The 15,122-nt window shown below is 61.4% G+C and carries 12 protein-coding genes; 2 read left to right on the plus strand and 10 right to left on the minus strand.

What is annotated here, in order from left to right; translation table 11 throughout:
• Window positions 1-100 precede the first annotated feature (100 nt).
• Window positions 101-1,630, plus strand: coding sequence for an AhpA/YtjB family protein (locus AO064_RS16355; RefSeq protein ID WP_046033921.1), 1,530 nt, complete (start codon window positions 101-103; stop codon window positions 1,628-1,630).
• 178 nt (window positions 1,631-1,808) lie between these two features.
• Here AO064_RS16355 and AO064_RS16360 read toward each other — a convergent pair whose 3' ends face one another.
• The 8 genes from AO064_RS16360 to AO064_RS16395 form a co-directional block, all read right to left on the minus strand.
• Complete coding sequence (locus AO064_RS16360; RefSeq protein WP_043204688.1) at window positions 1,809-2,519, minus strand: PqiC family protein; 711 nt, start codon at window positions 2,517-2,519, stop codon at window positions 1,809-1,811.
• 176 nt (window positions 2,520-2,695) lie between these two features.
• Window positions 2,696-4,960, minus strand: a complete 2,265-nt coding sequence (gene parC / locus AO064_RS16365; protein ID WP_012721898.1) for a DNA topoisomerase IV subunit A — start codon at window positions 4,958-4,960, stop codon at window positions 2,696-2,698.
• A gap of 73 nt (window positions 4,961-5,033) precedes the next feature.
• Window positions 5,034-6,029: an esterase-like activity of phytase family protein gene (locus AO064_RS16370; RefSeq protein WP_064053992.1), complete on the minus strand. Its 996-nt coding sequence runs from the start codon at window positions 6,027-6,029 to the stop codon at window positions 5,034-5,036.
• Window positions 6,029-7,933 carry a DNA topoisomerase IV subunit B gene (parE, locus tag AO064_RS16375; RefSeq protein ID WP_046033920.1) on the minus strand — a complete coding sequence of 635 codons (1,905 nt, stop codon included), beginning with the start codon at window positions 7,931-7,933 and terminating at the stop codon, window positions 6,029-6,031. Before parE ends, AO064_RS16370 begins: the two co-directional genes overlap by 1 nt.
• Window positions 7,934-7,978: 45 nt before the next feature.
• Window positions 7,979-8,587: a YqiA/YcfP family alpha/beta fold hydrolase gene (locus AO064_RS16380; protein ID WP_064053993.1), complete on the minus strand. Its 609-nt coding sequence runs from the start codon at window positions 8,585-8,587 to the stop codon at window positions 7,979-7,981.
• Between the two features lie 206 nt (window positions 8,588-8,793).
• Window positions 8,794-9,609, minus strand: a complete 816-nt coding sequence (gene cpdA / locus AO064_RS16385) for a 3',5'-cyclic-AMP phosphodiesterase (protein WP_064053994.1) — start codon at window positions 9,607-9,609, stop codon at window positions 8,794-8,796.
• Window positions 9,610-9,707: 98 nt separating this feature from the next.
• A complete protein-coding gene (locus AO064_RS16390; RefSeq protein ID WP_012721893.1) occupies window positions 9,708-10,157 on the minus strand; it encodes a DUF1249 domain-containing protein in 450 nt (149 codons plus the stop codon).
• Window positions 10,148-10,765 carry an NUDIX domain-containing protein gene (locus AO064_RS16395; protein ID WP_012721892.1) on the minus strand — a complete coding sequence of 206 codons (618 nt, stop codon included), beginning with the start codon at window positions 10,763-10,765 and terminating at the stop codon, window positions 10,148-10,150. The genes AO064_RS16390 and AO064_RS16395 overlap by 10 nt, the downstream gene beginning before the upstream one ends.
• 193 nt (window positions 10,766-10,958) lie before the next feature.
• Between AO064_RS16395 and AO064_RS16400 the strand changes: the two genes are divergently transcribed.
• Window positions 10,959-11,705 (plus strand): RsiV family protein, encoded by a 747-nt coding sequence (locus AO064_RS16400; protein WP_064053995.1) that lies wholly within the window; start codon window positions 10,959-10,961, stop codon window positions 11,703-11,705.
• Here the strand turns inward: AO064_RS16400 and cytX are convergent.
• Both cytX and thiC read right to left on the minus strand, forming a co-directional pair.
• Window positions 11,674-12,963 (minus strand): putative hydroxymethylpyrimidine transporter CytX, encoded by a 1,290-nt coding sequence (gene cytX, locus AO064_RS16405; protein ID WP_064053996.1) that lies wholly within the window; start codon window positions 12,961-12,963, stop codon window positions 11,674-11,676. The genes AO064_RS16400 and cytX overlap by 32 nt on opposite strands.
• 177 nt (window positions 12,964-13,140) lie before the next feature.
• Window positions 13,141-15,045 carry a phosphomethylpyrimidine synthase ThiC gene (gene thiC, locus AO064_RS16410; protein WP_064053997.1) on the minus strand — a complete coding sequence of 635 codons (1,905 nt, stop codon included), beginning with the start codon at window positions 15,043-15,045 and terminating at the stop codon, window positions 13,141-13,143.
• Window positions 15,046-15,122: the final 77 nt, after the last annotated feature.

Below are 15,122 nucleotides of genomic sequence, written 5' to 3' on the forward strand. Positions count from 1 at the left end.
TACCCACTTTCAGTGACCATCGGGCACAGCCAGCGCTTTGCCGGTCCTAGGGCTGTCGCTATACTGCGCGTCAACTTCACGGACCAAGAGCCGAGCGCAAGTGAACCGGCCCACGCCAGTAAAAACCGATAATTTCTTCCTGCTGATCTTCCGGGCACTGCGCCACCGCCGTGTACCGATCGCATTACGCATCGCCAGCCATAACGTGATCCTGGTCGCCCTGGCCCTGGTGATCTACGCCTGCGTGATGGGTTTGCAGTTCAAGCAGGCCATGCACGAGCAAGCCGATGCCCTGGGCGAGAGCTTGACCACCCAGACCGCCACCTCGGCGACTGAGCTGCTGGTGTCCAACGACATCCTCAGCCTCAACGTGCTGCTCAACAACCTGACCAAGAACCCGCTGGTGGCCCACGCCGCCATCTACAGCGTGGACAATCGGATCATGGCCGAGGCCGGGCAACGTCCGAAAAACGGCTTGCTGGGTGAAGCCGAAGGCCTCTACCAGAGCAACATTACCTTTCAGGATGTGAAGGCCGGCCAACTGCGCATCAGCCTGGACATGCAGCAATTCCAGCAGCCGATGACCATCAGCCTGCAGAGCATGGGGATCCTCAGCGCGATCCTGCTGGCATTGGCCCTGGCCTTGAGCTTACGCCTGGGTCGGCATATTTCCACGCCGTTGATGCAACTGCGTATCTGGCTGCGGGACATTGATGAGCACACCCCGGCCACCGACCGCCAGGATGAAATCGGCGACCTCGCCCGCCAGTTACACGCCAGCTTTGCCCCGGAACCCGTGGTGCCTGAAGTTGAGCCGGAGCCGGAGTTCGACGACACCGACTACGAGCAAGAGCCGGAGTTTGAAGTACGCAACCTGCGTGATCCGGGTTTCGACGAGCGCCCTCCGGTGGCGGGCCTCAAGCCTGCGCCGCGCCATGCATTCAAGGCCGAAGAAGACGAGCTGGACGAAGACGATCCCTTTGCCGACCTGCGTGATACGTCCGCCGACAGCAGCGCCATTGCGCCCAAGCCGGCCCCGGTACGCAGCACCGAGCCGCAATACAGTGCAGTGCTCGCCGTACAACTGGGCGCCCAGGACCAACTGCGCCGCCTGCCCCGCGCCCGCCTGACCGAATTGCTGGAGCGCTACCGTGACTGCCTCGACCAGGCTGCTTCGCTGTACCAGAGCGAACTGCACACCCTGAACGATGGCAGCACGTTGATGCTGTTCCACAGCGAAGACAGCGGCGAAGACTACCTGACCAACGCGATTTGCTGCGGCGAGCTGCTGCGCGCCCTGGGCCATGAATTGCAGATCGAAGTGGCCGACAGCGGCATCACCCTGCAATTGCAGCTCGGCCTGACGGTAGGCGACGACCTGTTCGGCATGAGCCAGATCGACCTGTTGCTGACCGAAATGGCCCAGGATGCATTGGCCCTCTCACAACACAGCCGCAACCTGCTGCTGGTGGAGCGCAAGATCAGCGAAGACACGCTGATCCGCCAACGCGCGCGTATCCGCCCGATTGCCAGCCCTGAAGGTGCCAGTTGCGTGGAGCGGTTGATGGAGCCGTACCCGTCGATGCTGGAACGGCAGTTGGCGCGGATGCATGAGACCCGCACCAAATAAAACGGTCGGACACAAGGGGGCTTGCTCCCGATAGCCGAGTATCAGTTAACACATCATTAACTGAACCACCGCTATCGGGGGCAAGCCCCCTCCCACATTGGGTCCGCGGCGTGGCTCAAACCGCGCACAAATAAAAAGGCCCGCTGAGTCAGCGGGCCTTTTTTATGCGCGATTCAGATCAGAACCTGAACACTTCCATGTCCGTACGGATCGGCGTAGCCATCGGCATCTTCGGCTTCTGCGGCTCTGCCGGCTTGGCCTGTACCGGGGCGCTCTGCTTGCGGGGCGCCTCGGCAATCGGCGGTTGGTTGGCCAATGGCTTGAGGGCCACCGACAACTGCTGCGCCAAATGCTGCAACAACACGCCCTGTGCCTGGACCTGAGACGCGGTGCTACCGGTGTGCTCTTCCTGCAGGTGCACGATGCGGTTATCGCGTACCTGGCCACGACGGTCGATCAAGCGCCATTGCGCATCGAGGATCGCCGGTTGCGACGTACCGGAGTCGAGCCGGGTAATAGTCAGCAAGACCTGTACATCCGGCGAAAAACCGGCTGGCGCCGGCGCCAGGACCACACGCTGACTGTCCAACTGACCCGCCACCTGGCGCAACATCAGTTGGTTGATGTCGGACGATAAACTGCCCGCCCAACGACCATCGGTGGAACCTTGCAGGCTGCCGTCGTTCTGACGTTGCAGAAGGGTTTCACGTTGCAGGTAGTCGGCGACGACCACCGGGCCCAGCAACACCGCCATGCCGGCAGTCTGCGCAGGTTGAGCTGGACTTCCGCTGTCCAACTGGTACAGCGACACCGGCTGGTGTGTGCTGCAACCCGCCAGCCCCAAAAGGCCAGCGAGCATGAAAATAAAAGGAAGGCGTGGAGCAGTCATCATCCCATCCAGGTGGCTGCCACAAGGCGAACCACAATGTAATACTAAAAATAACCTAAACACGCTCGGCCACGCCGGCGCTGGAAAGGCCATATCATCCGTGAATATGCGCCATGACTCCAGCGCCAAAGCGTCGATCTACGCGTTAAATCGTAGATCGAGGGCTCTAAAACGCGTTAAACCGGCGTTTCCACCAGCAACGCATCCACTCGCTGGAAGCCCCGAGGCAGTTTGTTACCACGCCGACCACGCTCGCCCTTGTAGTGCTCAAGGTCATCGGGACGCAGTGACAACGTGCGTTTCCCGGCCTGAAGCACCAAGGTCGAACCTTCCGGGATCACTGCGATGTCGGTCACGTACTCTTCGCGACTGGCCACCCGCTCGCCGGGAATACCAATGATCTTGTTACCCTTGCCTTTGCCCAACTGCGGCAAGTCGCTGATTTTGAACACCAACAAACGCCCTTCGGTGGTCACCGACGCCAGCCAGTTGCTCTCTCGGTCGTCCACTGGCCGCGGCAGGATCACCTTGGCGTTGTTCGGCAAGCTCAGCAAGGCCTTGCCCGCTTTGTTCTTGGCCTGCAGGTCTTCACCCTTGACCACAAAACCGTAACCCGCGTCGGAGGCGATCACGTAAAGCGCGTCGTCGTCCGGCAGCAGCACACATTCAAAATTCGCCCCCGGCGGCGGCGTAAGCCGCCCCGTCAACGGCTCGCCCTGGCCCCGTGCCGATGGCAAGGTGTGGGCCGGCACCGAATAACTGCGTCCGGTGGAGTCGATAAACACCGCAAACTGGTTGGAACGCCCGGCGGCAGCGGTCTTGAACCCGTCACCCGCCTTGTACGACAAACCAGTGGCGTCAATATCATGCCCCTTGGCGGAACGAACCCAACCCTTTTCCGACAGAACGACGGTAATTTTCTCGTTCGGCAGCAGCTCGGTTTCGGTCAGCGCTTTTGCCTCTGCACGCTGCACGATCGGCGAACGGCGGTCATCGCCATAGGTTTCGGCGTCTTTGATCAGCTCGCTGCGCACCAGCTTCTTGAGCTTGGCTTCGCTGCCCAACAGCGCTTGCAGCTTGGCTTGTTCCTTGAGCAACGCGTCCTGTTCGTCACGCAGCTTCATTTCTTCCAGTCGCGCCAATTGGCGCAAGCGGGTGTCGAGGATGTAGTCAGCCTGGATTTCGCTCAGCTCGAAACGCGCGATCAGCTCGGCTTTCGGGTGCTCGGCGGTACGAATGATGTGGATCACTTCGTCCAGGTTGAGGTAGGCGATCAGCAAGCCGTCCAACAGGTGCAAGCGGCGCTCAACCTTATCCAGACGGAATTGCAGGCGGCGGCGCACGGTATTGATCCGGAACTCCAGCCACTCCACCAGCAGGTTGCGCAGGTTTTTCAGCTGCGGCTTACCGTCCAGGCCGATGATATTGACGTTGACCCGGTAGCTGGACTCCAACTCAGTGCTGGCGAACAGATGTTGCATCAGCACTTCGTGGTCGACCCGGCTGTTGGTCGGGATGATCACGATGCGGCATGGGTTTTCGTGGTCCGACTCGTCACGCAGGTCGGCGACCTGCGGCAGTTTCGACGGTTTGGCCTGCATCAACGCGGCGATCTGCTCCAGCACCTTGGCGCCCGACACCTGGTGCGGCAGCGCGGTGACGATAATGTCGCCATCCTCGATGTGGTACACGGCACGCATGCGCACCGAGCCCTTGCCGGTTTCGTACATCTTCAGCAGGTCGGCGCGCGGCGTGATGATTTCCGCTTCGGTCGGGTAGTCCGGGCCCTGGATGTGCTCGCAGAGTTGCTCCACCGTGGCCTTTGGTTCATCAAGCAAACGCACGCAGGCCGTGGCGACTTCTCGCAGGTTGTGCGGTGGTACATCTGTGGCCATACCGACGGCGATACCGGTGGTGCCATTGAGCAGGATATTCGGCAAACGTGCCGGCAACACCAGCGGTTCGTCGAGAGTGCCGTCAAAGTTCGGCCCCCAGTCCGCAGTGCCCTGCCCCAGCTCGCTCAGCAGTACTTCCGAGTAACGCGACAGACGCGCTTCGGTGTAACGCATCGCGGCGAAGGACTTTGGATCATCCGGCGCACCCCAGTTGCCCTGGCCGTCCACCAGCGTGTAGCGGTAGCTGAACGGCTGGGCCATCAGCACCATGGCTTCGTAGCACGCCGAGTCGCCGTGGGGGTGGAACTTACCGAGCACGTCACCGACGGTACGCGCCGATTTCTTGTGCTTGGAATCGGCGTCCAGGCCCAACTCACTCATGGCGTAGATAATGCGCCGCTGTACAGGCTTCAGGCCGTCGCCGATATGCGGCAGGGCACGGTCCATGATCACGTACATGGAGTAGTTGAGGTAGGCATTTTCGGTGAAGTCAGCCAGCGACCGGCGTTCTACGCCGTCTAAGCTGTCTGCGAGGATGTCACTCATGCGGGCCTCATCATTGTTTGGTAAGGCGCAGCGGAACTGCCGCTGCACCGGGTCAATTCAAAAAAAGCGGGGCTCATGGCTGGGCGCTCCAGCCGCCGGCAGGGGCGGCGAAACGATAGACCACGGGGCGTTTTTCACCATCGGCGCGCGCGCCGAAATTATTGTCGATACCCAGCCAGGCACCCTCGGCATCCACCACCAGGGCTTCGGCCAGGCCATAGGCTTGGGGGTAACGCCGTTCGGGCGTCAACGTCTCATCGGCAAACGACCAGCACAGTTCGACCTTGGCCGTGACCGCATCGCGCCGGCAAATCTGGAACGCATTGCGCTCAAGGGTGAACAGCTTGCCGTTGAACAGCGCCAGGTCGGCGAAGTCCTTGGACACCGCCTTGGCATTGAGGAACTTGGCCGGCTGCACTTCCTGGCCGGCCTCGCTCAACAACACACACGGACCGTCACAGTCCCACAGGCTTTGCGGACGCTTGATCGAAATCAGCCCGCGTCGCTCACGTTCGGCCGCCAACCACATCTGATTGCCTTCGGGGTTGATCGCCAGGCCTTCAAACAACGCGTTGAAGTGCAGCAACATGCCGCTCGCCCGGGCCTCCCTGACCATGCTCGGGGCAATCTTCAACCACTGCGGCGCACCGGTCACCGGCACTTGCAGCACCGCCGCATGGGCTTCGCTGACGATGTAGCGGTTGCCGGCGGCGTCGCAGGTGATGCCTTCGAAATCCAGGTCGCCACCGCGAATCAACGAGGCGGCTTTGGTGCGCGAACGCAAGCCCCAAGGCAGCCCGGACTCCGGCACCGGCGGCACGTCGATCTTGACCGTTTCGGCTCGCCAGGTCGGCGCGCTGATATCCAGGCGGTAGATCTGGTCGTCATCACGGTCGGAGACTGTCCACAATGCCTGGCCACACATCGCCAGGCCCGACAGGTTTCCGCCGCGCATGCCGTCCACCGGGTGTTCGGACACCAGCTTGAGCTCAGCCACGGGCGCGGCAACCACGTGGGTGGTCACCAGCCCGCTCACTATCAGGATCGCCAGGGCGAAACCTGTGCGCATCAGCCCAGAACCTCAGCCAGGTTGCCTTTGGATTCCAGCCAGGACTTGCGGTCCGGCGCGCGTTTCTTCGCCAGCAGCATGTCCATCATTTCCGAGGTAGCGGCGAAGTCATCCAGGGTCAACTGCACCAGGCGCCGGGTGTTCGGGTCCATGGTGGTTTCGCGCAGTTGCGGCGGGTTCATTTCACCCAGGCCTTTGAATCGCGTGACCTGTGGCTTGCCGCGTTTTTTCTCGGCCACCAGGCGGTCGAGAATGCCGTCACGCTCGGCCTCGTCCAGGGCGTAGAAAATCTCTTTGCCCAGGTCGATGCGGTAAAGCGGCGGCATGGCGACGTAGACGTGACCGGCATCCACCAACGGGCGGAAATGCTGGACGAACAGCGCGCACAGCAAGGTGGCGATGTGCAGGCCGTCGGAGTCGGCGTCGGCGAGGATGCAGATTTTGCCGTAACGCAGCTGACTCATGTCCGCCGCGCCTGGATCAACGCCAATGGCCACGGCGATGTTGTGCACTTCCTGGCTGGCCAGGACTTCGCTGCCGTCGACTTCCCAGGTATTGAGGATCTTGCCGCGCAACGGCAGGATCGCCTGGAATTCTTTGTCCCGCGCTTGTTTGGCGGAACCGCCGGCGGAATCACCTTCCACCAGGAACAGCTCGGAGCGCATCGGATCCTGCCCGGCGCAATCAGCCAGCTTGCCGGGCAGCGCCGGGCCCTGGGTGATGCGCTTGCGCTCGACCTTCTTGCTGGCTTTCAAACGACGGCCGGCGTTGTTGATCGCCAGCTCGGCCAGGGCCAGGCCCAATTCCGGGTGCTCGTTGAGCCACAGGCTGAAGGCATCCTTGACCACACCGGAAACAAACGCCGCCGCCTCACGGGACGACAGGCGCTCTTTGGTCTGGCCAGAGAACTGCGGCTCCTGCATTTTCATCGACAGCACGAACGCAATGCGCTCCCACACGTCTTCCGGCGCCAGCTTCACGCCACGCGGCAACAGGCTGCGGTATTCGCAGAATTCGCGCATGGCATCCAGCAAACCTTGGCGCAAACCGTTGACGTGGGTGCCGCCCTGGGCGGTAGGGATCAGGTTAACGTAGCTTTCCTGCACGCTGTCGCCACCTTCCGGCAACCACAGCAGCGCCCAGTCGACCGCTTCTTTATTACCGGCCAGGCTGCCGCAGAACGGCTCGTTGGGCAGGCGTTCAAAATCGCTGACGGAGTCTTCCAGGTAGGAGCGCAGGCCGTCTTCGTAGTGCCACTCGACCTTCTCGTTAGTGCCTTTGTCTTCAAAAGTCACCAGCAGGCCCGGGCACAGCACCGCCTTGGCCTTGAGCACGTGCTTGAGGCGGCTGATGGAGAATTTCGGTGAATCGAAGTATTTCGGATCCGGGGCAAAGTACACGCTGGTGCCGGTATTGCGCTTGCCAACGGTGCCGATCACCTGCAGGTCGGTGGCTTTATAGCCATCGGCAAAGGTCATCTCGTACTCGTTGCCGTCGCGCTTGACCTTGACCCGCACGTGGTTGGACAGGGCGTTGACCACGGAAATACCCACACCGTGCAAGCCACCGGAGAACTGGTAGTTCTTATTGGAGAACTTGCCACCGGCGTGCAGCTTGGTGAGGATCAGCTCAACGCCCGACACCCCCTCTTCCGGGTGAATGTCCACCGGCATGCCGCGACCATCGTCGGACACTTCCAGGGAGTGGTCAGCGTGAAGGATGACATGCACCGATTTGGCGTGCCCGGCCAAAGCTTCGTCGACGCTGTTGTCGATGACTTCCTGGGCAAGGTGGTTCGGCCGACTGGTGTCGGTGTACATGCCGGGGCGTTTGCGCACCGGGTCGAGGCCCGAGAGGACTTCGATGGCGTCGGCGTTATAAGAGCTAGCGCTGGGAGTGGCCATGGGGTCTCGTCGTGAGTCGTTCGATTAAATAATGACCTGCGATTCTTACAATGAAGAAAAATCGAAGGATTGATACTGATCTGCGCCAATGCCGGCAAAGCTCAACATGGCCGGTAATTGCTGGGCGAACCCCTGGTACCCATGGTCGCCGCCGGCCTGGATGCGCAAGGCACAGGCCCGGTAATACTGCTGGGCGAGGCGATAATCCAGTGTTTCATCGCCGGTCTGCAACCACACCTGATAACGCGCGGCGTCCTGGGGAGCCGGTACTTCCAACTCAGCCAGCGCCGTGACGTGGTCGTGGGTCAGTTCCCAGGTTTCATCGGTGTAGAGGTTCTTCTGGGTGCCCAGGTAACCGTCGAACATCCGATGAGGGCTGACCGCCGGGTTCACCAGCAACGCCTTGAGGCCATGGCGTTCGGCAAGATGGGTTGCATAGTAGCCGCCGAGTGAGCTGCCGACTAGCAGTGGCCGCCCCAGTTCGGCGATAGCCGCTTCCAACTGAGGAATCGCCTGACGGGGATGGTGATGCAGGGCCGGTACGCGCAGTTGCTCGGCCAGGCCAAGGTTGTCCATCACGGTGATCAGCTGGCTGGCCTTGTTGGACGCCGGCGCGCTGTTGAAACCGTGGATATACAGGATCGAAGCGGACATGCCGGGCTCTCCATGACTCAGCCAAAGAGGCGCAGTTTACAGGGATCCAAGCCTTGTGTGATGACCTCAGCCTTCAATACACCGAAGATCCAATGTAGGAGGGGGCTTGCTCCCGATAGCGGTGGGTCAGCCAGCCTATGTATTGCCTGACACCCCGCTATCGGGAGCAAGCCCCCTCCCACATTTTTGATCGGTGTTTACAGCTTTTAGTAGCCGTTGCTGCCGTAGTCGACGGTAAATTCGAAGTCTTGGACGCGCTCCACCCCCGTCTCCAACCGTCCGTCGGCATGCAGGCGCAGCCAGCGATACCCCGGCGCTTGCTCACTGACCTTGAAATCCTCGCTGCCCGGCGCGAACTGGATGCAGGTGGACGGCGACGCCAGCAGGCGCACGCCGTCACGCTCGCGATCGATCTCCTGATGCACGTGACCCCAAAGTACCGCGCGCACGTGGGGGAAACGATCGAGCACGGCAAACAGGGCTTCAGGGTTGCGCAGGCCAATCGGTTCCATCCAGGCGCAACCGATGGACACCGGATGATGGTGGAAGCACACAAGGTGGTGAAGGTTCGGCGCTTCGCTCAGGGCCTGGGCGAGCAGTTGCAGTTGGCTGTCCTGAAGGTAACCGGGCACCGAACCGGGTACAGCGGAGTCCAGCAGGGTGATGCGCCAATGACCGATATCAACTACCGGCTCCAGAAAATCGCTGTGCACGGCAGCACGGGCCATGATCTGCGGCTCATCGTGGTTACCCGGAATCCAGCGCGTTGGGGCGCCGATGGGGGCAGTCATATCGCGAAACTGCTGATACGACTCCAGCGTGCCGTCCTGGGAAAGATCCCCCGTGGCCAGCACCAGGTCGATCCTCGGCTGCTGCGCGCGCGCCAGCTCGATCACCCTTTGCAGGCTGTCACGGGTGTTCATGCCCAGCAACGTGCCGTCGCCCTCGGCAAACAGATGGCTGTCGGACAGTTGTACCAGCAACGCTGAACCGTCGGGGTTCACAGTGGATACGCTCGGCAAGGCGTTCTCCCAAGGCAATCACAGTAAAGGGTCGTTTGGCGTGATTATGCTGGGGCAGGACACAAAGGGGAAACCCAGGAAGCGGACGCAGTTCACATCTACCGCACAGCTTCGAACTCATGGCCCAGGGCCAGGCAGTGGCTCAACCATTCACCGAGGAACACATTGAGCTGTGCTTTCTCATCGGGTTGGTGCATGAACACGTTAGGGTAAGGATAGATGCTGCGAAAGCGTCGCGCATGTTCGGCGCTGATCACTTCGGCCATCCGCGCATCGTGGTACACCTGTACTTCCAGCTGCGGTACCGGCAGCCACGGCAGGCTGTGTTCCTGGCGCACGCGCAGGGTGGTGGTGTAGGGGCAATTGACGATGACTTCCAGGGCCAGCACGCCGAGCATCTGGTCGCCATGGGTGACGCCGATGCGCCGCGCCTCGGGGGCGTGGCGCATGTCGGGGAGCAGGCGCATCAGCCGCGCATAGTTGGCCTCGCACGCCGCTTGCAGCCCGATCAGGTCGACTCGATAACGTTCCCGTGCCTTTACTGCCATAACCCCCTCACTTCCGCGCGATTAAGAGCAAGCCATTGCAGGGCGATAATGCTGGCTGCGTTGGAAATTTTGCCGTCACGCACCGCTTGCAGGGCGTCTTCGAAGGCCCATGCGGTGACGCGGATATCTTCAGCTTCTTCTTCCAATCCATGGACGCCACCCGCGCCCGAGCTGTCGCAACGGCCCAGGTACAAATGCACGAATTCAGTACTGCCACCGGGCGATGGAAAATATTTAGTGATCGGCCACAGCGCGGAGAATGTAAGCCCAGCTTCCTCCTCGGCTTCGCGGTGTGCAACCTCCTCGGGCTCTTCGTCCTTGTCGATCAGGCCAGCGACCATTTCCACCAGCCACGGGTTGTCGGTGCGGCCCATGGCGCCGACGCGAAACTGCTCGATCAACACCACTTCATCGCGCTGCGGGTCGTAGGGCAGCACGCACACAGCGTCGTGACGAACGAAGACTTCCCGATTGATCACCCGGCTCATGTCGCCATCGAATTTCTCGTGGCGCAGCTGCACACGGTCAAGCTTATAGAAGCCCTTGTAGGCATTTTCGCGCTGAACAATCTCGATCTTGCTCGGCGTCGATTTTGCAAAGTCCGTCATGTCCCATCCTCGTTTAGCCTGCGCAATGGGCGCCATCCTAACGCGCTCCTGCACCTTGGCGCAGCCCCTTTCCGGTTGCCGGGATAGACGGCGGGCGTCAAACACACTCTAATCAGCTTAGTGGCGAACTGACTGCCGTGCTGGCAGTCGAAGCTGCACAAATTTCGCTCTTATCGATAGACGAAGGACTTACATGTCGCTTTTAAAAATCGCCTCCGTGGCCTGCATCGCATTGACCCTCGGCGCTTGCCAGAGCCTGTTCCAACCGAGCTTCAAGACCCCGCTGGAAGCCACTCGCGACGCCACCGAGCAAAGCAAGCCAGGCTGCGCCAGCGCCGACTGCCCGCTGGTGAATATCGACACGGTGCACTTTGCCAAGGAGCCCAAGCTCGACGCGCTGATCGAACAGCGCCTGCTGGAAATGACCAGCACCAGCCCGAACGACCCGCTGCCGACCAGCCTTGACACCTACCGAGAGCAATTCCTGCGTACCGCCGCCCCGCGTAACAGCATGTACTTGCAGGCCAAGGTACGTGAGCAGCATGACGGCTTGGTGATCATCGAGCTGTCCAGTTACCTGGACCAGGGCGCCACCCACGGCGAGCCTGGCCGTGCCTTCATCAACTATTCGCGCCAGCAACAAAAAGCCCTGACCCTGACCGACATGCTGTTACCCGGCAAGGAAGACGCGTTCTGGAAAGCCGCCCAAGTGGCACACAACAGCTGGCTGATCAGCACCCGCCTGAGCCTGGAGCCGGAGTATGTGAAGACCTACCCCTTCCAGAAAACCCCAAACGTGGCGCTGACCTATGGTGGCGTGATCCTCAAGTACCCCACCAGCACCATCGCGCCGTATGCCCTGGGCCATGTCGAGTTGCAGATCCCCTACTCGCGCCTCGATGGCATCCTCAGGCCTGAGCTGGTGCCGGCGCGCCGCTGAAGGCCCGCCCCAGGATGAACTGCAACAGCCCTGCCAGCACCAGCGCCGGCAGGGTCGCGCCGATGTCCGGATACAGATTGGCCAGCAGGTGGTAAGTCGCGATGCCACCCAGCCAGGCCAATAACGCCGGCCAACGCAGAGCGGCGATCGCCCCTCGGCCACGGCGACGCAAGATGAAGTGATCCACCAACACCACGCTAAACAGCGGCGCAAACACCGAACCGATCAGCAGCAGGAAGTTCTGGTACTGGGCCAACGGCGCAAAACAGGCGATCAGGGTGCAGATCACACCGATAGCCAGCGCCAGGTGCTCAACCTTCAAGCGCAACAAAATCCCGCTGGACACCGCCGCCGAGTGGATATCGGCAAAGGCGTTTTCCGACTCGTCCAACAGGATCAGCAACAGCGGAATGCCCAGGCCCGCACCGGCCAAGGCGAGCAATAGCGCATTCACCTCACCGCTCGGCGCAAACGCCAGGGTATAGGCCACGCCCAGGCTCATCAGCCAGAAGTTACCGATAAAGAAGCCCAACGCCGTCCCTCCAAACACGCTTTTTGCGCGCTTGCCGAAGCGTGAGTAATCGGCAATCAGCGGCAGCCATGAGAGCGGCATGGCGATGGCGATATCAAAGCCCACCGCGAACGGCATCGAACCGTCACCGGCCTGGGCCCAGAGAGCGGCGAGGTCGGCCTTGGCGAACAGGTTCCAGGTCAGCCACAGGCAGGCGGCGAGCAGCAGCCAGATACCCCATTTGCGCAGGATCTGGCGCACGAAGGTCAGTGGACCGCTGACCGCCAACAGGGTCGCCAGGCCGCCAAAAAACAGGGTCCACAGCAATGGGCTGGCCAGCAGGCTACCGTCGCTGAACGCCCGCGCGCCCAACAGACTGGCCGCGTCGCGCATCACGATGATTTCGAAAGAGCCCCAGCCGATCAGCTGCAGCAGGTTGAGCAGTGCCGGCAGGCTCGCCCCCTTGGCGCCCAGGCTGAGCTTGAGCGCGGCCATGGCGGACAGGCCGGTATCACTGCCGATCACGCCGACGGCGGCCAGCAGCAGCACTCCAACCAGGGTGCCAAGCAAAATCGCCAGCAACGAACCGGACAGCCCCAGGCCCGGCGCGAGTAACGCGCCGGTCTGCAGGACCATCAGGCCGATGCCGAGGGAGAACCATAGGGAGAACAGGTCGCGGGCGCCGAAGACGCGTTTGTCAGCGGGAACCGCGATGTCCGGGGAATAGGTGCTGGGTTGAATGCTCAAGGGGGTTATCTCTGAGGAATATTGTTGTAAGCCCTTTTGGCGAGGGAGCTTGCTCCCGCTGAGTGGCGAAGCCGCCCCACAACCGGCAACCGAAGCGTGTCAGTAAAAACACCCTTGCAGGTAGGGGGAGTGCTGTGCACTCCAACGGGAGCAAGCTCCCTCGCCACAGGTCTAGGGTCAGACCTTTTTGTACAGCTGACTGCCTTCCTGCTTGAACCGCTCCGCCTGTGCGGCCAAGCCCTTGGCCACCTCCACGTCCACCGCTTCAATCCGTTGGTTGGCCGCGTATTCACGCACTTCCTGGGTGATTTTCATCGAGCAGAACTTCGGCCCGCACATCGAGCAGAAATGCGCGACCTTGGCCGAGTCCTTCGGCAGGGTTTCATCGTGATACGAACGCGCAGTGTCCGGGTCCAGGCCGAGGTTGAACTGGTCTTCCCAGCGGAACTCGAAGCGCGCCTTGCTCAAGGCGTTATCGCGGATCTGCGCGCCCGGATGGCCTTTCGCGAGGTCAGCCGCGTGGGCAGCGATCTTGTAGGTGATGATCCCGGTCTTCACGTCATCCTTGTTCGGCAGGCCCAAGTGTTCCTTGGGCGTGACGTAGCAAAGCATGGCGCAACCGAACCAGCCGATCATTGCCGCACCGATGCCGGAGGTGATGTGGTCGTAGCCCGGCGCGATGTCGGTGGTCAGCGGGCCGAGGGTGTAGAACGGCGCTTCGTCACAGCACTCGAGCTGCTTGTCCATGTTCTCCTTGATCAACTGCATCGGCACGTGGCCAGGGCCTTCGATCATGGTTTGCACGTCGTGCTTCCACGCGATCTTGGTCAGTTCGCCCAAGGTTTCCAGCTCGCCGAATTGCGCGGCGTCGTTGGCGTCGGCAATCGAGCCCGGGCGCAGGCCGTCACCGAGGGAGAAGCTGACGTCGTAAGCCTTCATGATTTCGCAGATTTCGTCGAAATGCGTGTAGGTGAAGTTCTCTTTGTGGTGCGCCAGGCACCACTTGGCCATGATCGAACCGCCACGGGACACGATGCCGGTGACGCGCTTGGCGGTCAGCGGCACGTAGCGCAACAGCACGCCGGCATGGATGGTGAAGTAGTCGACGCCCTGCTCGGCCTGCTCGATCAGGGTGTCGCGGAACAGCTCCCAGGTCAGGTCCTCGGCGGCGCCGCCGACTTTTTCCAGGGCCTGGTAGATCGGCACGGTGCCGATTGGCACGGGCGAGTTACGGATGATCCACTCGCGGGTTTCATGGATGTGCTTGCCGGTAGACAGGTCCATCACCGTGTCCGAGCCCCAGCGAATGCCCCAGGTGAGTTTCGCCACTTCTTCTTCGATGGACGAACCCAGGGCGCTGTTGCCGATGTTGCCGTTGATCTTCACCAGGAAGTTACGGCCGATGATCATCGGTTCCAGTTCGGTGTGGTTGATGTTGGCCGGGATGATCGCTCGGCCACGGGCGATTTCTTCGCGCACAAATTCAGGGGTGATGATTTTCGGCACGCTGGCGCCGAAGCTATGGCCGGCGTGTTGCTGGTCGAGCAGGCCGCTGGCGCGGGCTTCTTCCAGCTTCATGTTTTCGCGGATGGCGACGTATTCCATCTCGGCGGTGATGATGCCTTTGCGTGCGTAGTGCATCTGCGTGACGTTGGCACCGGCCTTGGCGCGGCGCGGGTTTTTCACGTGGGCGAAGCGCAGGGCGGTCAGTTCGGCGTCGCTGAGGCGCTGTTGGCCAAAATGCGAGCTGAGGCCGGACAGGCGCTCGGTGTCACCACGCACTTCGATCCACGGCGAGCGCACATCGCCCAGGCCTTTGCGCACATCGATGATCACATTCGGGTCGGTGTACGGGCCGGAGGTGTCATAGACCACCACGGGGGCGTTGATTTCACCGCCGAAGTCGGTGGGAGTGACGTCCAGGCTGATTTCGCGCATCGGCACGCGGATGTCCGGGCGAGTGCCCTGCACGTAGATTTTTTGCGAGCGGGTAAACGGCTGCACGGAGCCGGAGTCGACCTTGGCCGATTCACTCAAGTGCACGGTGTTTTTCAGTTTTGTACTTTTTATTTCTGTGCTCATCACGGGCTCTCCAACTATCCAGGCGGTGGATTTTTGTCGGAGCGAACCTGTGACGGATGGACGCACTGAAACCAGTG

The organism is Pseudomonas marginalis (assembly GCF_001645105.1).
GTDB lineage: Bacteria > Pseudomonadota > Gammaproteobacteria > Pseudomonadales > Pseudomonadaceae > Aquipseudomonas > Aquipseudomonas petroselini.